The sequence below is a fragment of the Streptomyces sp. NPDC020965 genome, from assembly GCF_044333555.1.
GTDB lineage: Bacteria > Actinomycetota > Actinomycetes > Streptomycetales > Streptomycetaceae > Streptomyces.
Genome location: NZ_JBIRRE010000001.1, coordinates 588,363 through 613,039, shown reverse-complemented (window position 1 = coordinate 613,039; position 24,677 = coordinate 588,363). Strand labels below are relative to the sequence as shown.

Below are 24,677 nucleotides of genomic sequence, written 5' to 3'. Positions count from 1 at the left end.
ATCCTTTCCGTCCGGTCCGGAGGTCAGTTCTCGACGGGCAGTCCCAGCTCACGGGCGACCGTGATGCGCAGCAGGTCGTTCGGGCCCGCGTAGGTCGACGCCGCCATGGGGCTGATCAGGTCCGTGGTGAGCCCCGAGTCCTCGACGAAGGAGCGCACCCCGCCGAGCAGAGCGGCCTGCCGGCTGAACATGAGGTAGTCCTCCGCCACCGAGATCTTGGTCAACGCGGCGTCGGCCGCCAACTGCCGGGGGCGCTCCCCGTCGTCCAGCCGGGCCGCCATCCGGTAGACGAGTTCCCGGGAGCGGTGCAGGGCGAGCGCCATGTCCGCCACCCGCGCGGCGACGATATGGCTCGACCCCATCCGGCGCCCGAAGTGCTCCCTGGTCCGGCACCACTCCACGGTCCGGTCGAGCACCCGGCGCATGGGACCGAGCGCGTAGGACAGCAGCAGTGCCCGCTCCCACGCGGTGGTGAGCGTCAGCAGGCCGAGCCCGGCGCCCTCCTCGCCGACCATCCTGTCCGGACCCAGCCGTACCCCGTCGAACTCGATCGACCCCATGGGCACCTCGGTGAGGGCGGTCTTGGGGAAGGGCTCGCCGCGCCGGACGGTGGCGGCGCCCAGATCGACCAGGAAGGCCGAGAGCGCGAAGGGATGGCGTTCGGCCGCCGTCCGGGCGAAGACCAGCGCGACATCCGCGACCGGGGCGGCGGTGACGAACGACTTCATCCCGGTGAGGACGTAGGAGCCGTCCGGCCGGCGTTCGGCCGTCGTCGTCATCGACAGGGGATCACTGCCGCCGCCCTCCTCGGTCAGGGCGTGGCAGAGCAGTACGTCGCCGTTCTCCGTATCGCCGAGGCCGCGCCAGACGTCATCGGACAGCACGGACCGGAGGGGGAACTGGATGCCGAACCGCTGCGACGCCATGGCGTAGCAGAGCCCGGCGCCGGTCCCCGCCCGGCCGATGCCCTCGATCGTGGCCACGGCCCGGGTCACCGCCCCGGGACGGCCGGCCCGGGGGGCCGGGTGGGCCGTGTGGTCGGGGGAGACTGGCTCCGCCAGCGCCTCGTCCCAGACGCCCCCGGCTGCGAACGCCTTCCACTGGGTGCGGATATCGGCCCCGCCCACCTCGGCGACGACGGCTCCGGCCAGCTCCGCCGTACGCGCGACGATGGAATCGACGCCCACCCGGTGGGTCCCGGCCGTCATGACACCGCCCTCTCGTCGGCCGCGGCTTCCCTGGTCCGCTCGAAGGCCGCCCAGAGTGCGGTGGGCGTACGGAAGTTCGCGGCCACCAGGGAGGTCTCCGGGAAGGCGATCCCGGTCCTGGCCTCGACCCGGCCCACGATCCGCATGATGGTCAGCGAGTCCAGCAGCCCGGAGACGAGCAGCGGGGTGGTGGGCTCCACCGTCTCCTCGACGCTGCCCTGGGACTCGGAGATGATCCCTTGGATCAGGGTGCAGAGCTCATCGACGTCTTCCATGATCCCTTTCCTGGGTCGGTGCCGCCGAAGCCAGCGCTTCGCGGTCGATCTTTCCTCGGTCGGTCAGTGCCAGTCGGTCCACGAGTCGGATGGCGTCGGGCATCATGTGCCGCGGCAGCGCCGCCGCCACGGCCTCCCGCAGCCGGTCCTCGGCCGGGTCGTCGGTGACCGCGTAGAGGAGGATGCGTCCCTCGCCGGTGCTCCGCGGTGTCCACACCGCCGCGCAGGCGCGCACCGCGGGGAACTCCTGGACCACGCTCTCGATGTCCAGCAGATCGATGCGGTAGCCACGGCGTTTCACCTGGTGGTCGCGGCGCCCGCGCAGGTAGATCTTCCCGTCGGCGCCGTAGTGGCCGAGGTCGCCGGTGAGGTACGCGGGGGAGCCGTCGCCGTCGCCCCCGGTGATCCGGGTGGTGAGTCCGTGCAGCTCGCCTCCGAGGAGATAGCCCTGGAAGACCGTCGGTCCGACGACCGCGATCTCCCCCTCGTCGCGGGTGACCCGGTGTTGCTGGTCGACGAGTTCGACCCGGACCCCGTCGATCGGCCGGCCGATCGAGAGGCCGTCCTTCGCGGTCCACCCGGTGGGCACCTGCTCGAAGGTGCAGACGTTCGTCTCGGTCGGCCCGTAGAGGTTGTAGAACCCGGCGGCCGGGAACGCGGCGGTGTACTCCTGGAGATCGCCCGCGGGGAAGGGTTCACCGGCGAAGGCGATGATCCGCAGCGCGGGCAGGTCGGCGCCGTCGGCGCCCCCCTTGTACAGGAGTGACTGGTACAGCGTCGGTACGGCGTAGAAGACCGATATCCGCTCGGTGCGGAGCCAGTTGACCACATCGCGCGGGAACGCCTTCAGCTCGTCGGGCAGCAGCACCAGACAGGCGCCCGACAGGGCGCTGCCGAAGACGTCGAAGGTGCTCAGATCGAAGGTCAGCGACGACTGGGAGCCGATCCGGTCGGCGGCGGTGACACCGAACAGCGCCACCGCCCAGCGCACGAAGTGGAGCACGTTCTCGTGCGAGAGGAGGACTCCCTTGGGCCATCCCGTGCTGCCCGATGTGAAGAGCACGTACGCCGCGTCGGGCAGGTGGTCGAGCGGCGCCGCCGGGCAGTCGACGGGCAGCAGCCGCAGCCCGGGTCCGAGGTCCTGGAGGATCGCCGGACCGCCGTCGACGTGCTCCTTCACCCGGGCGGCGGCCCCGGCGGCGCCGGGCGGGGTGATCAGAAAGGTGATGCCGGCGTTCTTCACCATCCGGGCGGTCCGCTCCGGCGGCACCGTCATATCGAGCGGGGCGGCGATGGCGCCGGAGCGCAGGACCGCATAGATGGCGACGACGGCCGCCACGCTCCGGGGCACCCGGACGCCGACCCGGTCACCGGGGCGGACTCCCGCGGCGGTCAGGGCGTCGGCCGCCGCGGCGACCGCCGCCTCCAGCTCCGCGTACCGGACGATCCGTCCGTCCTCGGCGATGGCGGCCCCGTCGGGATGGTCGCGGGCCGCCGTCGCCAGCAGTTCGTCGAGCCGCGGCGACCCGGGGGGACGGCTCATCCGGCCGATCCGTCCCGCACCGAGGCGGACAGGACCTTCTTGTCCATCTTCCCGACCGGTGTCAGCGGCATCACCCGGAGGGTCCGTACCTCGTCGGGGGCCTTGTAGGCGGCCACCCCCCGGTCGGCGAGGAAGACGGCCAACTCGCGGCGGTCCGGGGCCGTATCACCGGTGGGCACGACGAAGGCGACGGACCGCTCCCCGAAGTCGGGGTCGGGCGCGGCCACCAGGGCGACCGACCGGATGGCGGGATGGGCCAGCAGATGCCCCTCGACCTCGGTGGCCGGGATCTTCTCGCCGCCCCGGTTGATCTGGTCCTTCGACCGGCCCACCACGACGAGATGACCGGAGGGCAGCCGGCGCACCAGATCGCCGCTGCGGTAGAACCCGTCCGCGGTGAAGCTCTTGGCGTTGTGCTCGGCCGCTCGGTAGTAGCCGCGCAGGGTGTACGGGCCCCGGGTGAGGAGTTCACCGGGATCGCCATCGGGCACGTCCCGGTCGTCCGGGTCGACCACCCGCACCTCGTCGGCCGGGGAGATGGGCCTGCCCTGGGCGGTTCGGATGATCTCCGGTGGGTCGTTGAGCCGGGTGAGGCAGAGCAGCCCCTCCGCCATCCCGAACACCTGCTGGATGGTGCAGCCGAAGCCGGCCATGACCTGGGCGGCCATCTCGTCGGCCAGCCGCGCGCTACCGATCTGCAGGACCCGCAGGGTGGACAGATCGGCGTCGGTCATCGACACCTCGTCCAGCCAGACGGGCGCCATCTGGGGGTTGATGGCGGCGACGGTGACGCCTTCCCGCTCGATGAGGCCGAAGCAGTAGTCGGGGTCGGGGTTGCTCGCCAGGACGACGGTGCCGCCCACGCCGAGCGTGCCCAGCACACCGGGGCAGTTCCAGGTGTAGTTGAACGCCACGGGCAGCGCGGCGAGATACACCGAGTGCTCGGTGAGCGCACAGACCTCGCCCGCCGCGCGACCGTTGTAGAGGTAGTCGTCGTGGGTGCGGGGGATCAGCTTGGGGAGCCCCGTGGTGCCTCCGGAGAGCAGCAGGACCGCCAGATCCGTACCGCGTGCGGACGACGTTGGTACGGGTGCTGTCGGTGCTGCTGCGTCGGCCGGGTCGGTCGGGTCGGTCGGGTCGGCCGCTTCGGATGCCAGGAGGTCGGTGAAGGAGGTGAATCCGGTGTCGTTCCCGGGGTCGCCGACCACGATCACGTGTGTGAGGGCCGGACTCGCCGTCTGTACGGCCCGGGCCAGCAGCCGGTGGTCGAAGTCCGCATGGCGGTCGGGGATCGCATAGGCGACGGCGCCGGAGAGCCGGGCCAGATGGGTCATCTCGCTGCTGCGGTGGCCCGGTTGGGTGTGGACCGGCACCGCGCCGATCTTCACCAGGGCGAACCAGAGCAGCACGAACTCGGCGCGGTTCGGGAGCTGGACCAGCACCCGGTCCCCGGCGGCGATACCGAGGGACCCCAGCCCCCGCGCCACCCGGTCCGACTGCTCGTCCAACTCGGCGTAGCTGAGCCGGGTCCGGTCGTCGACCAGCGCGAGCCGGTCGCCGTGCGCCCGCGCCCGTGGCGTCAGGAAATCGGCGAAGGACTCATCTCGCCAGTATCCGGCGTTCCGATACCTCTCGGTATCCGCGCTCGGCCAGCCAACTACATCGGCGGTCATGAATGAGGCTCCTTTCGGCAACACCATTCCGGTGCGGCGGGCGCAGGCGTTCGGTGGCAACTTCTCCGAAGAGCGGGGAGGTGCTGCCGCCTACGTGTCGGCGCCGAATGCGCGGAATGCGAATGTGCAGCGCTTGTTCGTTTCACACCTACGGCCGTCCGGCGGCCGGATTTTCGGGCAGGCGACGGCGCACACCTGAGCAAAGTCATTCAAGCTGTTTCGCTGGCCGACCGTAGCGCACGCCTAAGACGAGGTCAACGGCGTGCGTTGGGGGATCGGGTCCGATCGTCCTCGAAGTGCAGGGAAAATACCGCAGAGAAATCCCGGACCGGTAAATACCTAGGGAGAAACGCTTAATGCGTTTCTACAGGATTCAAGGCCGGTCTGTTGACAGCTTTAAAGAAGCTGCCGTACGGTCGTGCACCGGATCGCTGATAAATACCGCAATAATTCGGCTGTCGCGCTTCCGGCTCCGGAAGAATTTTCCCGGCACCCGTGATAGGCCGATACAGGTTTAATTCTCCGGGCCCCGTGCCCGTGCTCCGGCAACACCGTGCCAACCCTGGGAGGATCAGTGGGAGACGTCGTGCTGGGTCAAGAGGAAATCCGTGAACTGGTGGCCGGCCAACTCGATGTGGAACCGGCGACCATCGGATTCGGCGATGATCTGGTCACGCTGGGACTCCACTCAATGCGGATGATCAAAATCGCGGCGACCATGCGGCGACAGGGAATCCGGGTGAACTTCTCGGACCTCGCGCTGCGGCCCACGGTCGAGGCGTGGTCCGAGCTGACGGCGGAGCGGCTGCGCGCGGGCAAGGTCCGGCCGCCCCGGCCGACGGCCGAACGCCCCGCGAGCGACGGAGCGGACGCCGCCGGGGAGCCGTTCGGGCTCGCCACCATGCAGCACGGCTACTGGATCGGCCGGGCGGACGGCCAGGCCCTCGGCGGGGTGGCGGCCCATCTATACGCGGAGTTCGACGGTCAGGGGGTCGATCCGCGCAGGCTGGAGCGGGCGGTGACCGGACTGGTGCGCAGGCACGGCATGTTGCGGAGCCAGTTCCTCGATGACGGGACCCAGCGGGTGCTGGACCGGCCCGGTGTCCCGGTCTGGTCGCTGACCGATCTGCGGCTGGTGGCCGGATCCGAACTGACGGACCGGCTGGAGGAGATCCGCCGGGAGAAGACGCACCAGCGGATGCGGGCCGATCTCGGCCAGGTGCTCGACGTCTCGCTGACCCTGCTGCCCGACGACCGGACCCGGCTGCACGTCGATGTCGACATGCTCGCGGCCGACGCCCTGAGCTACCGGCTGATGCTCGCCGACCTCGCCGACCTCTACACCCGTGACGTGCCCGCACTCGAACCGCTCTCCTACGACTACCGCCGCTATCTGGCCGACTACCAGGCGCTGAACGCCGGGGCCCGGGAGCAGCAGCGGGCCTGGTGGCAGCAGGTCCTGCCGGAGCTGCCGGACGCTCCCGCGCTGCCCCTGGTGCCCGAGTCGGAGCGTGCCGACCCGCTCCGTACGGTCCGCTACGAGCACTGGCTCGACCCCGAGCACAAGCGCCGGCTCAACGACCGCGCCCATGAGCGCGGGGTCACCCCGGCCACGGTGCTGGCCTCGGTCTTCGCCGATGTCGTCGGCGCCTGGTCCACCGAGCAGAAGTTCCTGCTCAATCTGCCGCTGTTCAACCGGGAACCCCTCCACCCCGACGTGGAGAAGCTCGTCGGCGACTTCAGCAGTTCGGTACTGCTCGACGTGGATGTGACGGAGTCCCTGTCGGTGCTGGAGCGGGCCAGGCGGTTCCAGCGGAATCTGCACACCAAGGCGTCCCATGTCGCCTACCCGGGGCTCGATGTGCTGCGGGACCTCGGACGGCAGCGCGGTGAGCCCGTCCTCGCCTCCGTCGTCTACACCAGCGGACTGAACCTCGGGGAACTGTTCCGGGACACCGTCATCGACGCGTTCGGCGAGCCGGTGTGGATCATCTCGCAGGGCCCGCAGGTCGTACTGGACGCCCAGGTCGTGGAGTTGCGCGGCGGTCTGCTGTTCAACTGGGACGTACGGGAGCAGGCGTTCCCCGCCGGGATGATGGACACGATGTTCCGGCGCAACCGGGAACTGCTGGAAGAGCTGCTCGCCGACGACGCCGACTGGGACCGTCCGGCCGGCGGGGGGCTCCCCCCGGAGCAGGCCGAGGTCCGCGCGCGGGCCAACGCCACGGACCGCCCGGTGTCGGGACGGCTGCTGCACGAGGGCTTCTTCGACACGGCCGGGACGGCGCTCGAATCGCCCGCCGTGATCTGGGGCGCCGACGAGCGGCTGAGCTACGGCCAGGTACGGGACCGGGCGCTGCGCGTCGCGGGGGCGCTCGTCGCCCACGGGGTCCGGCCGGGCGACGCCGTCTCCGTCCACCTGCCCAAGGGGCCCGACCAGATCATCGCCGCCCTCGGTGTGCTCGCCGCCGGAGCCGCTTACGTCCCGATCGGCGTGGCACAGCCCGCCGCCCGGCGCGAACGGATCGAGACCACCGGCGATGTGGTGCTGGCGCTCTGCGACGACGACGCCGTACGCGGCCGGAGCGGGGTGCCGGCGGTGGGTGTGACGGCGGCCCAGGCGTATGTCGAACCACTGGCGGGTCCCGTTGCCGTCGATCCGGAGAGCATCGCCTATGTCATCTTCACCTCCGGTTCCACCGGGCTGCCCAAGGGCGTCGAGGTGGCGCACGCCGCGGCGATGAACACGATCGACTGCGTCAACGAGCACTTCGGGGTGACCGCCGGGGACCGGGCGCTCGGTGTGTCCCCGTTCGAGTTCGACCTCTCCGTCTACGACGTCTTCGGCCTGCTCTCCGTCGGCGGCTGTGTGGTGCTGCCGGACGACGAGAGCCGCCGGGACGGCCAGCGCGCCGCCGAACTGATCCGCAGGCACGGTGTGACCGTCCTCAACTGTGTGCCGACCCTGCTCGACGTGATCCTCTCGGGCGGCGAGAGCGCTGCCGCCCAGGGCCAGGGGCAGGGCCAGGGCCTCGGCGACAGTCTGCGCGTGGTCGTCCTCGGCGGCGACTGGGTCGGCGTCGATCTGCCGGAGCGACTGCGACGACTGGTGCCCGACTGCCGGTTCGCCGGACTCGGCGGTACGACGGAGGCCGCGATCCACTCCACGGTGTGCGAGGTGACCGGACCCGTACCCCCGGAGTGGAAGGCGGTCCCCTACGGCACCCCCCTCGGCAACGTCCGCTGCCGGGTGGTGAACGAAGCGGGCGCGGACTGCCCCGACTGGGTCCCCGGTGAACTCTGGATCGGCGGCCGGGGCGTGGCGCGCGGCTACCGCAACGACCCGGAGCGGACCGCGGACCGATTCGTCGCCCACGCCGGCGAACGCTGGTACCGGACCGGTGACCTGGCCCGCTACCGACCGGACGGATCGATCGAATTCCTCGGCCGGCGTGACAACCAGGTCAAGATCCGGGGCTACCGCGTCGAACTCGGCGAGGTGGAGGCGGCGCTGCGCGCCCTCCCGGCCGTGCACCGCGCCGTCGCCGATGTGGTGGGTGAGGGCTCCCGGCAGCTCGCCGCCGCCGTCACCCCGTCCGGTGCGGGAGACGCCTCGGACGCGGCGGCGATCCGTGAGGAACTGGCGGGTCTGCTGCCGCCGCACATGATCCCGGAGCGGATCGAGATCCTCGCCGAGTTCCCCCTGACCTCCAACGGGAAGCCCGACCGCAAGGCGATCCGGGCGGTGCTCAGCGACGGCACGGCCGGCGAACAGCCCCGTACGGCGCCCAGCGGCGATCTGGAGCACGTCCTCGCCGAGCTGCTGGGCGCGGTGCTCGGGACCGGCCCGGTCGGTGTCGAGCACGACTTCTTCGCCCTGGGCGGCGACTCGGTCCTGGCGACGAAGGTGATCGCCCAGATCAGGCAGTGGCTGGACACCTCTGAGCCCACCGTGACCGACCTCTTCGCCGCCCGGACGGTACGCGAGCTGGCCACCCGGCTGGCCAAGCGGCAGAGCGCGCCCGGCCGCATCGAACAGGCCGCCAGCATCTACCGCGAGGTCGCGTCGATGTCCGACGACGAACTCCTCACCGAGTCCTGACCCACCCCTGACCCACCCCTGATCGAGTCCCGACCAGGACTCGGCCGGGATCCGACCGATTCCCGATCGAGTCCTGACCGGGGGCGCGTCGCGCGCGATCCCCCGTACTCCTTTCCGTGGCAGAGCTGTTCGTTCTCCCGCCCGGTCATCTCCCGTACGAATGAAAGGACCTGTGCAGGTGACTGCTCCGAAACCAGCCGCTCCGCACCTCGCCGGCTACGACCCCAAAGCCCTCGAAGACCGCAATGACATTGTGAAGGCGTTCGCCGCCAATCACGCCTTCCGGGCCGCCGAATGGGCCGAGCTGACGACCGAGGACAATCCGTACCGACGGCCGGTCCGGCCCGACGATCTGGCCTGGCTCGACTATGACCGGGCCATGCCGGCCGCCGATGTCCTCAAGCTGAGCGGTCTGCTCGGACACCGGATGCTGCGCAATGTGTACGATCTCGAAGCGCTCTATCTGCCACCCGCCGAAACACCCGCGGTCCGGGCGGACCAGGATGCCTTCTACTCGCCGGGTAACCGGGTCCTGAGCGCTCTCGCGAAGCCGATTCTGGAGCACCATCTCTTCGCGTTCCTCGACGGGGAGCGGACACCCCTGGACCGGCCGACCGTCGCCGCGGTCAAGAATCATGTGACCGAATACGTGGCGCGGCGCGGGGCGAGTCCGAGCAAGGCGGTCGACGCCGTGCTGAACACCCGGGGGAAGCGGGAGGCGGGCACCTTCCTGATGCTGCAACTCAGCGCGTTCCTGCCGGCCATGAACACGGCCGTCGGGCGGGCCGCCGTCGGTGAGTACGATCTCGTGTCCGACACCCTGCGGCCGTTCCTGCTCGATGAGTACCGGTCCTGGGTGACCGCTTCGGCCGCCTATGAAAGGCTTCTCGGCGCCGCCGATCTGAAGACCTCGACGGCGGCGTACTGGCAGCTCTATCTGAATTCGTCGCTGGCCCGTGGGAACCATCTCCACCAGTTGGCCGTGAATCGCGAGGACACCTTCGCCTTCCTCGGCGCGCTCGTCCACAAGAAGATTGACGAGAGCCTGACCCGGGACCGTTTCGACGACGCCTTCGCCACCTTTCTGACCGCCGACACCGGCTATTTCACCGGTATCGCTCGGCTGACGGAGACGGCCCCGGCGGAGCTTGTCGACCGGCTGCTGACCCCGCTGGCCGCCCGCTACGGCGACCGCGTCGTGGCGGAGTTCCACCGCGGGTTCGCGGACGCCGCATGGTTCGCCGACCTCTGGGAGACCGATCTGGCGACCCAGGTGACCTGGGCGGACAACATCGAGGAGTACCAGGACAAGGCCGCCAGGATCGACAAGTACCTCACCGACGAGAACATCGAGGTCGATCTCGACACGTTCGTCGAATCGTGCGACGAGACGTCCACCACACATGTCCACAACGAACACCGGCTGGTCATGATCGAGGCCGGCCAGATGCACTTCTGGAACAACGTGACGCACAAGATCGAGCTGAATCAGGGCGACAAGCTACTGATCCCGATCTCCCGGCTGCATGGTTCCACCGTGCTGTCCGGTGAGTGCACATATCACCAGCCGATCATTCCCGACGACCTGCTCGCCAGGATCCTCTGAGCACGCCGCGCCACATGCCGAATGCCACATGCCGATGTCGCATGCCGCATGTCGAATGCCGGGTTTGTCGAGCTGAGTATCGGGCGAGAGATGGAGCACGCGTATGCTGTCCGCGGATATTTTGCCGGCCGACGGGAGTCTCACCTCCCAGGTGATAGGTGATATCCCCGAGTGGGGCGTCACCAGCGCAACGGAACTGATTGGCAAACTCACTTCCTCCACGACACCCTTCCCCTGCACCTTCGCGGTGTCGGCGGCGAAGAAGTCATCACTGCGGTTCGGATTCATCGAGGATCTGAACGACCAGCAGAGTTGGGAAGCGTTGCCCGGGATCATCGCCTCCTATCTGGAGACCTACCAGACGATCTCCCGGGAGACCTCGCTCATCGTCATCTTCCGTCCCGATCCGGAGACGGGTGACGTCGCGCATTACTACCGTAAGTTCTGGGACGTCCTGCAGTACCTGCACCGTAACGACCCCGAGCCCTGGCCCGCCGATATCCCCGAGAGTCCCGACGACGGCCGGTGGGAGTTCAGTTTCGCCGGTACCCCCATCTTCGTGGTCTGCAACACTCCCGCGCACAAGCGGCGGGCCAGCAGATCCAACGCCAGCTTTATGATCACCTTCCAGCCGCGCTGGGTGTTCGAGGAACTCGATGCGAACACCGCCCGTGGCGCCGCCGCCCGACGGGTGATCCGGAAGCGGCTGCGGGCGTTCGACGAGGAGGAGCCGTCGCCGGAACTCGGCAGTTACGGTGACCCGGGCAATCGTGAATGGCGGCAGTACTACCTTCCCGATGACAATGTGATGACGCCCGGACGGTGCCCCTTCCACCACGAGACACGCGACCGTGTTCCCGCGGCGCGAGGCGAGGGAATCGGTGACTGAGGACCGCCCGCGCCCGGCCCGCCAGGCCCCGGACCACGCGGCCCGCCCGGCCCCGGACCACACGGCTTTCGGGGGCGCGGCCCCGGGGGGAGCGGCGGCGGCCCGGCAGGAGCGCATCCGTCGACTGCTCGCCGACCGCGGCTTCAGCCCCGGGGGCGGTTCGGCGGCGGCGCAGCGGTTCCCCCGGCTCGGCCCCGGCCCCCACCCGCTCTCCCCGTCCCAGCGGCGGATGTGGTTCGCCCAGCAACGGGACCCCGCCTCCGGCGCGTACAACATCTGCGCCGGTTTCCGGATCACCGGCGAGCTGGACCCGGACCGGCTCCGGCACTCCTTCGAGGCGGTCGTGGCCCGCCAGGACATCCTGCGCACGGTCTACCGCACCGACGCGGACGGGATGCCCGTCCAGCTCGTCCGCGGGGAGATCGAGCTGCGCTGGGAGACGGCCGACGCCTCCGGCGGCGTCGCCGAGGCCGATCGGTTGGCGACGGAGTTCGGCAGGGGCACGTTCGACCTGGCCGAAGAGTGCCCCCTGCGGCTGCTGCTCATCGCGCTGGGCCCGGCCGAACACGTCCTGGTGCTCGTCGTCCACCACATCGCCGTGGACGATCTGAGCTGGGCCCCGCTCTTCCACGATGTGGCCGCGCACTACCGCGCGGACGAGCCGGGCCCCCTCCCCCCGGTGCGGTACGCGGAGTTCGCCCGCTGGGACCAGGAGCGGGCTTCCTCCGACCACCACGCCGAATCGCTGGAGCACTGGCGGCGTACCCTCACTCCCTGGCCGGCCCCGGTCGCGCTGCCGGTGGAGGGCGGCGCGGCCCGTGGCCCCGAGGGCGAGGGCGTACGGCGGAAGGTGCTGCTGTCGCCGGGGACCAGTGCGGGCATCATCGGCCTCGCCAAGAGCTCCGGCGCCTCGCTCTTCATGACGACGCTGGCGTGTGTCACGGCGGTGCTCCGACGCTACTCCGCCGGTGCTGGCGGCACTGACAGTTCAGGCGGTACGGGCGACTCCGACAGCAAGGGCAGTACGGACGGTGCGGACATCGCCGTCGGTACGGTCACCGTGAACCGGTCGAGCCCCGAACTGGAGCCGCTGATCGGCAATTTCGGGAACACCGTGATGCTGCGGTTCGCCGTGGACGATCCGCTCTTCCCCGAGCTGCTGGCCGAGGTCCAACGGGTCTGCATGGACGCCTTCGGACAGCAGGAGGTCCCCTTCGACCAGGTCGTCCAGGCCAACCGGCCACCGCGCCGCCGGGACGGATCGGGCCTGTTCAATGTGATGTTCACCCAGCGGGGTCAGACCCTGCCGCCCGAGCTGGACTTCCCCGGACTGCGCTGGCGGGAGCACCCGGTGTTCAACGGGAGCACCCGTTTCGATCTCGCGGTCGAGGTCGTGTCGGGATCCGACGGGCTCACCGTCACGGCCACCGGAGCCCACCGGGTCTTCGACGCCGACGGCCTCGACCGGCTGCTGGGTCATGTGTCCACGCTGATGGACGGGGTGGTGGCCGACCCGGCGCGGCGGATCGGCGAACTGCCGCTGCTGCCCGCCGCCGAGTACGAGCGCGTCGTCCACGAGTGGAACGCCACCGACCGCCGGGAGTACCTCCCCACCACCACCCTGCCCGGACTCTTCGCCGAACAGGTACGGCTGCGGCCGGACGCCGTCGCCGTCGTCGAGGGCGACCGGCGGCTCGACTACCGGGAGCTGGACGGCCGGGCCAACCAGCTCGCCCGGCATCTGATCGCGGCCGGCGTCCGGCCCGGCGACTACGTCGGCGTGCTGCTGGAACGGTCGGTGGAGCTGATCGTCGCCATGCTGGCGGCGCTGAAGGCGGGCGCCGCCTTCGTCCCGCTGGACCCGGCCTGGCCCGCGCTGCGGAAGGCGGAACTGATCTCCGCCGCCGGCCTCGCCGCCTGTGTGACGACCGCCCCGATGCTGACGGCGGACGAGTTGGCCGCCGTCTCCCCGGGGACCGCGTACCTCGACCCGACCGCCGAGGCCACCGCGATCAACCGCCGGGAGCGGGAGCCGGTACGGGTCGAGACGGCGCTGGACGATATCGCGTACGTCGTCTACACCTCCGGCTCCACCGGTGTGCCCAAGGGCGCGATGATCACCCATCGGGGCATCGTCAACCGGCTGCCCTGGCAGGCCGATCTGCTGGGCCTCACCGAGTCCGACGCGGTGCTGCACAAGGCCCCGGTCAGTTTCGACATCTCCATCAATGAAATCTTCCTGCCGCTGGTCAGCGGCGCCGGCCTGGTGCTGGCCAAACCCGGTGGCGAGGGCGATGTCTCGTACCTCCTCGCCACCATCGCCGACCACGGGGTGACCTTCGTCTACCTGGTCTCCTCCATGCTTGACCTGATGGTCGAACGCGACGACGCGGCACGGGCGCTGCGCGGACTGCGGCACGTCTGGTGCGGCGGCGAAGTGCTCACCGCCGATCTGTACGCCCGGTTCCGGCGGCAGTCCGAGGCCCGGATGTACCACGGCTACGGACCGGCCGAGGCGACCATCGGCGTCACCTGCCGGGTCTACGAGAGCGCCGACCAGGTCCGGGACATCACCATCGGCAGGCCGAACCCGAACGCCCGGATCTATCTGCTCGACCGGGCGTCCAACCCGGTGCCGGCCGGGGTCGTCGGGGAGATCCACATCGGCGGTCTGCCCCTGGCCCGCGGCTACCTCAACGATCCGGAGCGGACCGCCGAACGGTTCGTGCGGAATCCGTTCCGGGACGGCGAACGGCTGTACCGGACGGGCGACCTCGCCCGCTACCGGGCCGACGGCCAGATCGAGTTCGTCGGCCGGGCGGACAACCAGGTCAAGATCGCCGGGCGGCGCATCGAACTGGAGGAGATCGAGTCCAAGCTCTCCGACCACCCCCTGGTCCGGCAGGCCGCCGTGCTGACCCGCACCGAGGGCGTCCGCGGCGAACAGCTCATCGCCTTCGTCGCCGCGCCGGAGACCGAGGTCACCCCCGACGGGCTGCGCGCCTGGCTGGGCGACCGCCTCCCCTCGTACATGGTCCCGCCGACCGTCGTCCCGCTGCCGGAACTGCCGCTGCGCAGCTCCGGCAAGCTCGACCGGAAGGCGCTGGAGGCGATGCGGCTCCCCGAGCCGACGCGCCGGACCGCGCTCGCAGCGCCACCCGAGGGGACCCTCCAGCGGGCGGTCGCCGAGATCTGGGCGCGGACCCTCGGCCTGGAACGGGTCGGCGCCGAGGAGAACTTCTTCGACCTGGGCGGACACTCCGTACTCGTCGTGAAGGTGCAGACCGAGATCCGCCGCGAACTCGGCCATGACATCGCCGTCGTCGCCCTCTTCGAGAACCCCACGGTCGCCGCCGTGGCCCGGTTCCTGGAGACCGGCCCGGCCGCCGCGGACGACGAGGAGGCGGCGGAGCTGCGACGGGTCAGGGAACGAGCCGGCCGGCAGCGGCGCGTACGGGCCGGGCGCGGCCGGCCGACCAATGCGAGGGAGACAACATGAGCCCCGACACGGGAGACGTCACCGACGCCGAGCCCGACATCGCGGTGGTCGCCATGGCGGGCAGGTTCCCGGGAGCACCGTCGGTCCAGGACTTCTGGGAACTGCTGCGCACCGGACGGGACGCCATCCGACCGGTCGGCGACGGGGACTTCCTCGCCGCCGGGGGAGCCCCGGCCAGGCTGGCGGACCCCAACCACGTCAGGGTCGAGTGCGTGCTCGACGGCATGGACCTCTTCGACGCCGAGTTCTTCGGCATCCAGCCCGCCGAGGCCGAACTGCTCGACCCCCAGCACCGCGTCTTCATCGAAACCGCCTACCACGTACTGGAACAGGCCGGATATGGCTCCGGCGGCCACGAAGGGACGGTCGGCGTCTACGCGGGCGCCTCACAGAGCCAGTACTACCTGGACCACGTCTATCCGTCGCTCGCCCACCGGCCGGGCACCATCGACGGCTTCATCGGCGCGGTGGCCAACGCGGGCAGCGCCCTCGCCACCCGGGTCTCCTACCTGCTCAATCTGACCGGCCCGAGCGTGGCGGTGCAGACCGCCTGCTCCACCTCGCTCGTCGCGGTGCACCTGGCCTGCCAGGACCTGCTGAACCACCAGTGCGACGCGGCCCTGGCCGGGGGCTCGACGGTCAACCCCGCGGCCCGGCTCGGCTACCAGTACGTACCCGGGGGGCCGTTCTCGCCGGACGGCCACTGCCGTCCGTACTCCGTGGACGCGGCCGGCATGTCACCCGGCGACGGGGTCGGCGTCGTCCTGCTGAAACGCCTCGCCGACGCGCTCGCCGACGGTGACCACATCCGCGCCGTCATCAAGGGGTCGGCGGTGAACAACGACGGCTCCCGCAAGATCGGCTTCACCGCACCCAGCGTCCAGGGCCAGCGGGACGTGATCGTCGCCGCCCAGGCGATGGCCGGGATCACGGCCGACGCCATCGGCTATGTCGAGGGGCACGGCACCGCGACCCCGGTCGGCGATCCGATCGAGGTGAGCGCGCTGACCAAGGCGTTCGCCTCCAGCACCGACCGCAAGGGGTTCTGCGCACTGGGCTCGGTCAAATCCAACCTCGGCCATCTCGACGCCGCGGCCGGGATCGCCGGATTCATCAAGACCGTACTGGCACTGGAGAACGAGGCGATCCCGGCGACGCTGCACTTCGCCGGACCCAATGAACTCATCGACTTCGAGGCGTCCCCGTTCGTGGTCGCCGACTCGTTCCAGGACTGGAAGCGGTCCGCCACGCCCCGTTTCGCCGCGGTGAGTTCGTTCGGCGTGGGCGGCACCAACGCCCATCTGGTGCTCGCCGAGGCCCCGCCGCGCACCCCGGTGAAACCGTCGGGGCGACCCGAGATCGTGCTGCTCTCCGCGGCCGGCCCCGGCGCCCTCACCGACCTCGGGACCCGGCTCGGCGAGCACGCCGCCCAGCACTCCGGGACGGACGTCGCCGACATCGCGCACACCCTCCAGCGCGGCCGGCGGCCGATGCGGTCCCGGCGCGCGCTCGTCGCGGAGAGCGCCACCGAACTCGCCGAAGCCCTCGCCGTCCCCGCGGCCGGCGTCCACGGCGAGGCCGGGGGACGCCCCCGCGACGTCGTCTTCCTGTACCCCGGCGGCGGCTCCCAGTACCAGCGGATGGGACAGCGGCTCTACGAGAACCACGAGGTCTACCGGCGCGAGATGGACCGGTGCGCCCGGATCGTCGCCTCCGTCTCCGAACTGGACCTGCTCGCCGCGCTCTACCCCCCGGGCGACGCCGCGCCGCGCCGGGACAAGATCGACGTCACCGTCGGCCCGTACCCGGCCATCGTCGCCACCGAGTGGGCCCTCACCGCGCTGCTGGCCTCCTGGGGCATCCGTCCCGCGATGATGATCGGGCACAGCCTCGGCGAGTACACGGCGGCCTGTGTCGCCGGGGTGCTGGAGCTGGAGGAGATGCTCCCGCTCGTCATGGAACGCGAGCGACTGCTGCGCAAGGCCGGCGGCCTGACGCTCAGCGTCCTCCTGGACGAGGCGGACATCGGCCCGCACCTGCTGCCGGGCACCTCCCTGGCCGGCGTCAACGCCCCCGGAATGTGCACGGTCTCCGGTGTCCCCGAGGCGATTCTCCAATTGGAGAAGTCGCTGCTGGAACAGGGCATCGACCAGCACCGGCTGCGGCTGCCCGGCGGCGCCCACTCGGTGGCCCTCGACCCGGTGCTGGACGAACTCCGCGAAGTGCTCGGCCGGGTGACCCTGCGGGAGCCCACCATCCCCGTCCTGTCCGGCCTCACCGGGGAGCCGCTCACCGCCGCGCAGGCGCGCGATCCGGAGCACTGGGTCCGGCACACCCGGGAACCCGTACGGTTCCGGGACTGCCTGGAGGCGCTCCCGACCGATCCGGCCCCCGTCCTGCTGGAGGCCGGACCCAGCGCCGGGCTGGTCAAGCTGGCCCAGTACACCCTGGGCGACCGGGCGATCGCCGTCCCCGGGGTGCGGCACGCGTACGCCGAGGAGTCCGACCAGCGGGTGCTGCTCAACGCCGTGGGCCGACTGTGGGCGAACGGCGTGGACGTCGACTGGGCCGCCGCCCGCGAGGGCAGGCCGGGCCGGACCGTCCCGCTGCCCGAGTACCCCTTCCAGCGCCGCCGCTTCTGGGTGGACCGGGTGGACCGCGCGGCGGAGCCGCCCCCGGCGGAGGGCGACGCGGTGGAGTTCACCGCCAGGGTCTGGAGCGGATCGGGCCTGCCCCGACCGGCTTCCGGGCCCCCGGCGCTGCCCGGCGGGTCGGCTGCGCCGGGGTCGGCGTCGTCGGGGGCTTGGGCTGCCGGGTCCGCGTCGTCGGGGGCGTCCGGGGCCTCGACCGACTCCGACTCCGACACCGTCGTCGTGCTTCTGGGGCGGACGGGAGACGGTGAGTCGCCCGCCGATGAACGGTCGGCCGTCCCGCCGTCCGTGGACGGCGCCCGCTGGGTACCGATCCGGTTCGCGGACGGAGCCGTCGCCCCCCGCCGGGACCCCTATCTTCTGGACCCCGCCGATCCGGCCGACCTCCGCGCCCTCTGCGCACACCTGTGGCCCGACGGGGTCGCCGACGCCTGGGTACGGATCCTCGACCTGACCTCCGCCACCGGACGGTCGGACCCGACGCGCGCCGTCACCGACACGGGACTGTTCGTCGACGGACTGCTCACCGCGCTCGGTGAGCGGGACCGGCCGGTGCGGCTCGTGACCGTCGGCCACACCGCGTACGGACTGACCGGCACCCCCGCCACACCGGAACACCGCCTGGCCCACGGGGTGGTGAGCCGCTGGCGGTACGAGGGCTCACCGGTCGACGCCACCGCCGTCGACCTCGGCGAACCGCTGTCCATGAACACCACGGACACCGGGTCCCCCACGGACACAGGGGCCACCACGGACACCGGATGGCGGCTGCTCGCCGACGAACTGCGGGCCACCGGGACCGCCGCCGAGACGGTGGCCCACCGCGGCGGACACCGCTGGCTGGCCGGCACCGTCACCGTGCCCGCGACGGCGCCCGTCCCCGACCCGCCCGCACACGGCTGGATCGTCCCCGACGGCCTGCGGGCCCCGACCCTCCCGTACGCCACCTTCCTCTCCACGGCCTTCGACGGTGCCGTCACCGTCGGCGGTACGGCCACCCCCGCCGACGGCGCCCGGCCCGGACTGCTGCGGGTGCTCCACCACGGCCCGGACTCCGGCACACCGGCCGTCCCCGACTGGCTGACGGAGCTGTGGCGCCACCGCGCCGGTCAACCCTTCGGCGCCATCGTCCTCATCGACCCGGTGCCGGACCGGCCGTCGGTCGGGCGCGCGGCGGTGAGTTCCTTCGCCGAGGCGTGTGTGGAGGCGGCGGCGGCCGAGGGACTGCCCTGGCGGCTGCTGCGCTGGCGCGACGGACCGACCGGCGCGCCCCTGGACGACGAGACCTGGGAGGCCGACGTACGCCGGGGGGCCGACGCCCTCGCCACCGCGCTGGGCACCACCGGCCACCCCGTCCTCACCCTGACCGTCCCCGGTATGACGAAGGGGGCCGGGCGCGCCCCGGCCGACGACGGCACCGGACCCGGGGCGCCGGAGGCGGACGAACCGCCGCGCCCTCAGGACAACGGCCGGGCGCGACCCCCGCTCAGCACCCCGTACGCGAAACCGCGCAACGGGATGGAACAGCGCGTCGTCGACATCTGGCGCGAGGCCCTGGGCCTCGACGACATCGGGGTCGACGACAACTTCTTCGAACTCGGCGGCGAGTCCCTGCTGCTCATGCGGGTCATCGCCAAACTGCGCGAGCGGTTCGCCGTCAACATGTCCATCCGACAGCTCTACATCAATGATCGCCTGACCGTTTCCGGGATGGCCACCGTGCTAGAGGAGAGAACTACGTGACCTCGTCAAATGCCGTCGAGCCCGTACCGGCCGCGCTGCGCGTCCGGGAGCTGATGACCACGGGTCTGCTGTCGCACGCGATAGCCGTCCTCTGCGACCTCGGCGTGCCCGACCTCCTGGAGACCCCCCGCGCGCATGTGGAGATCGCCAAGGAGGTGGACGGCCACCCCGAGGGCCTCCTGTCCTTCCTGCGGGCCGCCTGCGCGGCGGGTGTGCTCGCCGAACCCACGCCGAGGACCTTCGAACTCACCGAACTGGGGCAGGTGCTGCGCGCCGACCACCCGAACAGCATGAAGGCGATGTGCTCGCTGACCTGCCGGGAGGAGTTCAACCGCACCTGGTCGAACTCCATCCACACGGCGCGCACGGGCGAGCCGAGCTTCTCCCTCCCGTACGGCACCTCGTTCTTCGAGTACATGGGGTCCAACCCGGAGTTCGCGACCCTGTTCGACAGGGCGATGTCGTCGTCGGCGGCCGTCGACAACCTGCTCGCGGGGCCCGATCTGTCCGGGGTCGGCCATATCGTGGACATCGGCGGCGGCCGGGGCACCATGTTGGCGGCCCTCCTCCGGCGCCACCCCGACCTGCGGGGCACCCTGGTGGATCTGCCGCATGTGGCGGGCAACGCGCTGCGCACCCTCACCGAAGCGGGTGTGGCCGACCGGGTCACGATCGCGCCGGGGAGCTTCTTCGACCCGGTTCCGGAGGGGGCGGACGTCTATCTGCTCTCCCGGGTGATCGGGAACTGGAACGACGAGGACTCGCTGCGGATCCTGCGGTCGACGCGCGCCGCGATGCGCGCCGACAGCGAACTGGTCGTGGTGGGGCAGATGCCGAGCGAGAACGACCGCACGCACTACCCCCGCCAGCTCGACCTGTACATGTTCGCGCTGCTGGGCGCGCGGCTCCGCTCGTACGAGGAGTACCAGGAGCTGTTCGCACAGGTGAACCTGACGATCACCGACTGGTGGAACTTCCCCGACAGCGAGTCCGTGCTGCGGGCCCGGCTGTCCTGAACCGCCCCGTGGGTCCCCAGCCGGCCCGCTGATCCGGTACGGGAGGGGGGAGGGGGCTTCGCGGCCACCGCCCCCTCCCGTCCGCTCACCCCGCTGGTCCGTCTGGCTGAGCGGGGAGGGGTCACCAGGTCACCAGGAGTCGCTGCGGGCTGCGGGACGTGGAACCCAGCCGCCAGGTCACCGACTCCGTGAACTCCGTCGGGTCGGCCGGCCGGAGGCCGGGGAAGCGGGCGGCGAGCCGGTGCAGGCCCAGCCGGAGTTCCAGCCGGGCCAGCCAGGCGCCCAGGCAGTAGTGGGGTCCGGCGCCGAACGAGAGGGTCGGTGCCGCCAGCGGGGCGAAGAGATCGTCGAAGGGCCGGGCCGGGAAGAGGGCCGGGTCCCGGTTGGCCAGCACACAGTCGGCGATCACCACCGAGCCCGCCGGGATGAGGACACCGCCCACCTCGACGTCCTCGGCCGCGTGACGGGTGCTGCCCCGGTCGTCGCCCAGCGGGATCAGATGCAGCAGCCGGTCGGCCAGCACCTCGGCCGCCCGCTGGTCGGATCCCAGTCGCACCCAGCACTCCGGCCGTTCGCCGAGCAGATAGAACAGGCAGTTGCCGAGCATCGTCATGGTGCTGTCGTGCCCGCCCACCACCAGCCCGCACACGAGCTGGACCAACTGGGCCTCGGGGATGCCGCCCTCGTCGTCGGCGGCCCGCACCAGCCCGCTGACCAGGTCATCCCCGGGCGCGTGCCGTCGCTGGTCGAGCAATTCGGACCCGAAGGCGGCGAACTCCGCCAGCACCGCCGCCACTTCCCGCTCGTCGTGCGAGCCGTCGGAGAACGCGTGCTCGGCCCAGTGGCGCAGCCGGGGTCGTGTCGCGTCGTCGAGACCCATCAGCCGGCTGATCACCATGATCGGCAGGGGCAGGGTGTACTCGGCCACCACATCCACCGGGGGTTCCCGCCGGGTCAGCGAGTCCAGGCACTGCTCCACCATCGAGGCGATCCAGGGCTGCCAGCGGGCCACGGCCCGTGGGGTGAACGCGCGGCGCAGGGTGCGGCGCAGCCGCAGATGCGCGAGACCGTCCTGGTTGAACATCAGATCGGGGTTGTTCACCAGATCGGGCGCCGTCGACGCGGTCGGGGCGTCCGGTGCGTAGAGCCGGGAGCGGCCGAACCGCTCGTCGGAGAGGACCTGCCACACGTCGGCATGGCGGCTCACCAGCCAGGCCGCCGTCCCGTCGGGCAGTTCGGCGGGCCGGGGCGGGCCGGTCTCCTCCAGGGGGACCCGGTGCAGTGGTGGCATCCGCCGGCCGGGGATCGGCGGGGAGATCGGGGACGGGGAAGCGGTGTCGGTGCTCCGGGTGCGTTCGGTGCCCCTGGCGCTCTCGGTGCGTTCTGTACTCGCGGCGCTCGTGGTGTGTTCTGTGCGTACTGCGTGTTCGGTGCTGGACACGGTGCCTCCTGGCCTGACTGACGGCATGGGGGGAGGGTGTGGGGGAGGGGAACAGCGGCGCGGGTGGTCAGGGGCCCCGGAAGGGTCCGGGCGACGGGTGTTTCGAGGCCCCCGTAGACACGTAGGACACGGGACACGTAGGACACGGGACACGCGGGACACGGGACACGTGGGACAGGAAGTCCCGGGACGGCGGGTGTCACAACTCGACCAGCACCTTGCCCAGCCGCTCGCCGCCCTCCCCACCCTCCCGGTAGAGACTCCCGTACGCGTCCGGAATGTTGTCGAAGCCGTGGTGGAGCGTGTGATCGCAGACGATCTCCCCCCGGCGCAGCCTGCCGCCCAACTGCGCGTGCAGCGCCTGCCAGTTCCGCTCGTTGAACCATTCGAGCGAGAAGATCCCGCGAATCGTGGCGCGCGGGAACATGATGTGCGGCAGCAGCCGGGGCCCGGTGTCCTCGCCCCCCACCTGGGTCGCCCACTGCCAGCAGACCGCCACCTGGCTACCGACGTTGAGCAGCGAGAACACCGCGTCGGTGACGGTGCCGCCCAAATTGTCGAAGTACTTGTCGACACCGTCGGGCGCCGCCCTCCGCAGCGCCGCGCGCACCGTGTCGGCGCAGTCCCCGTGCCGGTACACCACCACGTCGTCGAAGCCGAGACCGATGAGCTGCGCCGCCTTCCGGACGCTGGAGGTGGTGCCCACCACCCGCCCGCCGGCGACCTTGGCGAGCTGTCCCACCAGGGAACCGACCGCGCCCGAAGCGCCGCTGACCACCACCGTGTCGCCGGGGGTGACGGTCATGAACGTGGTCAGGGTCCCCCAGGCGGTCATCCCGGGCCCGCCCAGCGCGCCCAGCGCGGTCGCCAGCGGCAGCGTCTCGTCGTACCAGCGCGGGTCCAGTCGCCGGTAGGCGGGAAAGACCATCGGAAAGGTACCGGTCTGCCAGGACGTCGCGGCCCCGGTGCCGATGACATGGGTGCGCCAACCGCCGAACCCCTGCACCAGATCGCCGACCCGATGGGCGGCGCGCGGCCCGGCCGCCACCACCTCCATGATCGAGTCGGCGCCCATATGGTCACCGACGGGAGTGTCGAGCGTGATGCCCTGGAGATAGGGATCGACCGACACATACAGCGTCCGGAACAGCATCTCGTCCGGCGCGAGACACACCTCGATGTCCTCGATGACCTTCTCGTAGACCCGCTTCACATCGGGTGGGCCGGTCATATGCTCCCGGACCACCCAGCGTTCCGTTCTCATTCCGGTTCTCCCTCCGTACCTTCCTCGGTGCTATCCGTCGCGCCTTCCGCCGTGCCGGCGCGAGGGGTCACGGGCCGGTCGCCCAGCCCGACGGGGATGACGAGGTGGATCGGCGGTGCGCCCGTCTCGTCGATGGTGGCGGTGAAGGCCCGGCGGTCGTCACGGCAGATGAACTGGGTGACGTGCCGGCCGGCCGCCGCCGCCCGGATCAGTCCGCCCGTCGTGGCCCACACTCCGGACTGGTAGAAGTTCGCCAGCCCCGGCACTCCGGGGCCGTGCTTCTTGACCAGCTCCTCCAGCGTCTCGCCGCTCTCCACGAACGGCTGCCAACCGAGGACGGTCCCGTCGTAGTTGCCCGTGTAGCGGACCTGGGTCAGCGGGCTCGACACGTCCCGTACCGCCGTCGCGGCCCTGATCCCGGGGTGGCGCTCCTCCAGGAACCGTACGATCGCGTCCCGCGCCCGCCGTTTCGCCGCGTAGTACCCGCGCCCGTGCCGGACCGGCAGGGTGTGCAGCTCCTGGCCGCCGCGGGACCTGCTGGCCTGCTCCGGGCCCTCGTCCAGCTCCCGCCACGGCGCGATGTCACAGAAGTACGTGGCGTAGACGACCGTGGTGTTCCGGGGGGACAGCTCCGGATAGTGCCGGCTGCGGAACTGCACATTGATGCTGGGATGGCGGATGCCGGTGAGTTCGGCCGCCATCGCGTCGTCCAGCAGATGGGTGGTGCACGGTTCGCCTTCGGGGAAGTCCCGGCGCAGACCGAGGAAGAGGGTGAAGTACCCGGGGAACACCATGCCCGGTTCATGGATCGTCCGGGTGTAGAGCCGACGGTAGGCGTCGTTGAGATACCGGCCCCGAAGGAACTTCATCATCGTGGTGTGGCCGTCGCAGGCGGAGACCACGATGTCGGCCCGGTACTCGCGGCCGTCGGTGAGCCGGACGCCGACCGCGCGATCGTCCTCGACCAGTATCTCGTCCACCTTGGCGTTGTACGTCACCTCGCCCCCGAGCCGGCGGTAGCGCTGCTCGATCGAGCGGGCGAGGCCGAGTGAGCCGCCCTCCGGCACCCCCGCGGAGAGGTTCGCGTGCGAGGCGAGCTGGAAGTGGAACGGGAGGACGGGGAACGCCGGATGTCTCTCGTACAGGATGAAGTTGAACGCCTCGCGCAGCAGCGGGTCGGTGAACCGGGCCGAGTAGTCCGCCATGAGCACGCTGATCGTCTTGCGGACGACATTGAAGTACGGCAGGAACGAGGCGAGCATTCGCCAGCGCTCCACCGTCCCCATCAGCCCGACCGGGGTGAGGAAGGGGTAGATCGCGAGGGCCTTGCGGAAGGCGCGCAGTTGGCGGCAGAAACCCCGGATCAGTGGGGCGTCGGCCGGGGAGATCTCGATCAGGTGCGCCTCCAGCCGGTCCGGGTCGGAGTAGAAGCGGACCGTCCGGCCGTCCCGGCCGCGCACGATGTTGAACACGTCGAAATGGCGCACCAGCTTGCCCTGCAACGCGCCCAGCTCCAACCAGATCTGGTGCATCTCATTGCCGGGGCCGCTGCCGAGCAGCCAGCTCACACAGCAGTCCAGGGTGAAGTCGCCGCGGTCCCAGGCCGTGCAGCAGCCGCCGGGCAGTTCGTGCATCTCCAGGATGTGGGTGCGGTAGCCGTTCATCCGGGCGTAGCAGCCGGTGGAGAGGCCGCCGAGCCCGGCCCCGATGATGATCATCGTCTCTCTGCCGGGCGCCGCCCCCCGGTCCTGCCCGCCGCCTCGTCCG

At 71.0% G+C, this 24,677-nt stretch carries 14 protein-coding genes; 7 read left to right on the top strand and 7 right to left on the bottom strand.

What is annotated here, in order from left to right:
• Window positions 1-23: 23 nt before the first annotated feature.
• The 4 genes from ACH4S7_RS02555 to ACH4S7_RS02540 are packed head-to-tail and all read right to left on the bottom strand — an operon-like array spanning window position 24 to window position 4,699.
• A complete protein-coding gene (locus ACH4S7_RS02555; RefSeq protein ID WP_398519196.1) occupies window positions 24-1,208 on the bottom strand; it encodes an acyl-CoA dehydrogenase family protein in 1,185 nt (394 codons plus the stop codon).
• Window positions 1,205-1,483 (bottom strand): acyl carrier protein, encoded by a 279-nt coding sequence (locus ACH4S7_RS02550; protein WP_398519195.1) that lies wholly within the window; start codon window positions 1,481-1,483, stop codon window positions 1,205-1,207. The genes ACH4S7_RS02555 and ACH4S7_RS02550 overlap by 4 nt, the downstream gene beginning before the upstream one ends.
• On the bottom strand, window positions 1,467-3,026 hold the full coding sequence (locus ACH4S7_RS02545; RefSeq protein WP_398519194.1) for an AMP-binding protein: 1,560 nt from the start codon (window positions 3,024-3,026) through the stop codon (window positions 1,467-1,469). Before ACH4S7_RS02545 ends, ACH4S7_RS02550 begins: the two co-directional genes overlap by 17 nt.
• A complete protein-coding gene (locus tag ACH4S7_RS02540; RefSeq protein WP_398519193.1) occupies window positions 3,023-4,699 on the bottom strand; it encodes a (2,3-dihydroxybenzoyl)adenylate synthase in 1,677 nt (558 codons plus the stop codon). The genes ACH4S7_RS02545 and ACH4S7_RS02540 overlap by 4 nt, the downstream gene beginning before the upstream one ends.
• On the opposite strand from ACH4S7_RS02540, the gene ACH4S7_RS02535 reads away from it, so the two are divergent.
• From ACH4S7_RS02535 to ACH4S7_RS02505, 7 genes are all read left to right on the top strand, one after another.
• Entirely contained in the window at window positions 4,698-4,898 is a 201-nt protein-coding gene (locus tag ACH4S7_RS02535) for a hypothetical protein (RefSeq protein WP_398519192.1), read from the top strand. The genes ACH4S7_RS02540 and ACH4S7_RS02535 overlap by 2 nt on opposite strands.
• 387 nt (window positions 4,899-5,285) lie before the next feature.
• A complete protein-coding gene (locus ACH4S7_RS02530) occupies window positions 5,286-8,801 on the top strand; it encodes an amino acid adenylation domain-containing protein (RefSeq protein WP_398519191.1) in 3,516 nt (1,171 codons plus the stop codon).
• A 178-nt stretch (window positions 8,802-8,979) separates the two neighbouring features.
• On the top strand, window positions 8,980-10,407 hold the full coding sequence (locus tag ACH4S7_RS02525; RefSeq protein ID WP_398519190.1) for a hypothetical protein: 1,428 nt from the start codon (window positions 8,980-8,982) through the stop codon (window positions 10,405-10,407).
• Between the two features lie 103 nt (window positions 10,408-10,510).
• On the top strand, window positions 10,511-11,296 hold the full coding sequence (locus ACH4S7_RS02520; protein WP_398519189.1) for a YqcI/YcgG family protein: 786 nt from the start codon (window positions 10,511-10,513) through the stop codon (window positions 11,294-11,296).
• Entirely contained in the window at window positions 11,289-14,795 is a 3,507-nt protein-coding gene (locus tag ACH4S7_RS02515) for an amino acid adenylation domain-containing protein (RefSeq protein WP_398519188.1), read from the top strand. Before ACH4S7_RS02520 ends, ACH4S7_RS02515 begins: the two co-directional genes overlap by 8 nt.
• Entirely contained in the window at window positions 14,792-19,189 is a 4,398-nt protein-coding gene (locus tag ACH4S7_RS02510; protein WP_398519187.1) for a beta-ketoacyl synthase N-terminal-like domain-containing protein, read from the top strand. Before ACH4S7_RS02515 ends, ACH4S7_RS02510 begins: the two co-directional genes overlap by 4 nt.
• On the top strand, window positions 19,186-20,205 hold the full coding sequence (locus ACH4S7_RS02505) for a methyltransferase (RefSeq protein ID WP_398519186.1): 1,020 nt from the start codon (window positions 19,186-19,188) through the stop codon (window positions 20,203-20,205). The genes ACH4S7_RS02510 and ACH4S7_RS02505 overlap by 4 nt, the downstream gene beginning before the upstream one ends.
• 121 nt (window positions 20,206-20,326) lie before the next feature.
• On the opposite strand, the gene ACH4S7_RS02500 is transcribed toward ACH4S7_RS02505, so the two are convergent.
• The 3 genes from ACH4S7_RS02500 to ACH4S7_RS02490 all read right to left on the bottom strand — a co-directional run bounded on the left by ACH4S7_RS02500 (window position 20,327) and on the right by ACH4S7_RS02490 (window position 24,628).
• The gene (locus ACH4S7_RS02500; RefSeq protein WP_398520006.1) at window positions 20,327-21,496 is read right to left on the bottom strand and encodes a cytochrome P450; all 1,170 of its coding nucleotides are present in this window, start codon (window positions 21,494-21,496) and stop codon (window positions 20,327-20,329) included.
• A 349-nt stretch (window positions 21,497-21,845) separates the two neighbouring features.
• A complete protein-coding gene (locus ACH4S7_RS02495) occupies window positions 21,846-22,910 on the bottom strand; it encodes an MDR family NADP-dependent oxidoreductase (RefSeq protein ID WP_398519185.1) in 1,065 nt (354 codons plus the stop codon).
• The gene (locus ACH4S7_RS02490) at window positions 22,907-24,628 is read right to left on the bottom strand and encodes a phytoene desaturase family protein (RefSeq protein WP_398519184.1); all 1,722 of its coding nucleotides are present in this window, start codon (window positions 24,626-24,628) and stop codon (window positions 22,907-22,909) included. Before ACH4S7_RS02490 ends, ACH4S7_RS02495 begins: the two co-directional genes overlap by 4 nt.
• Window positions 24,629-24,677: the final 49 nt, after the last annotated feature.

Bases quoted from the DNA above. Each gene is read 5' to 3' on its own strand.
- ACH4S7_RS02555 (WP_398519196.1), bottom strand. From the start codon at position 1,208: ATGACGGCCGGGACCCACCGGGTGGGCGTCGATTCCATCGTCGCGCGT.
- ACH4S7_RS02550 (WP_398519195.1), bottom strand. From the start codon at position 1,483: ATGGAAGACGTCGATGAGCTCTGCACCCTGATCCAAGGGATCATCTCC.
- ACH4S7_RS02545 (WP_398519194.1), bottom strand. From the start codon at position 3,026: ATGAGCCGTCCCCCCGGGTCGCCGCGGCTCGACGAACTGCTGGCGACG.
- ACH4S7_RS02535 (WP_398519192.1), top strand. From the start codon at position 4,698: ATGAATGAGGCTCCTTTCGGCAACACCATTCCGGTGCGGCGGGCGCAG.
- ACH4S7_RS02540 (WP_398519193.1), bottom strand. From the start codon at position 4,699: ATGACCGCCGATGTAGTTGGCTGGCCGAGCGCGGATACCGAGAGGTAT.
- ACH4S7_RS02520 (WP_398519189.1), top strand. From the start codon at position 10,511: ATGCTGTCCGCGGATATTTTGCCGGCCGACGGGAGTCTCACCTCCCAG.
- ACH4S7_RS02510 (WP_398519187.1), top strand. From the start codon at position 14,792: ATGAGCCCCGACACGGGAGACGTCACCGACGCCGAGCCCGACATCGCG.
- ACH4S7_RS02500 (WP_398520006.1), bottom strand. From the start codon at position 21,496: ATGCCACCACTGCACCGGGTCCCCCTGGAGGAGACCGGCCCGCCCCGG.
- ACH4S7_RS02495 (WP_398519185.1), bottom strand. From the start codon at position 22,910: ATGAGAACGGAACGCTGGGTGGTCCGGGAGCATATGACCGGCCCACCC.
- ACH4S7_RS02490 (WP_398519184.1), bottom strand. From the start codon at position 24,628: ATGATCATCATCGGGGCCGGGCTCGGCGGCCTCTCCACCGGCTGCTAC.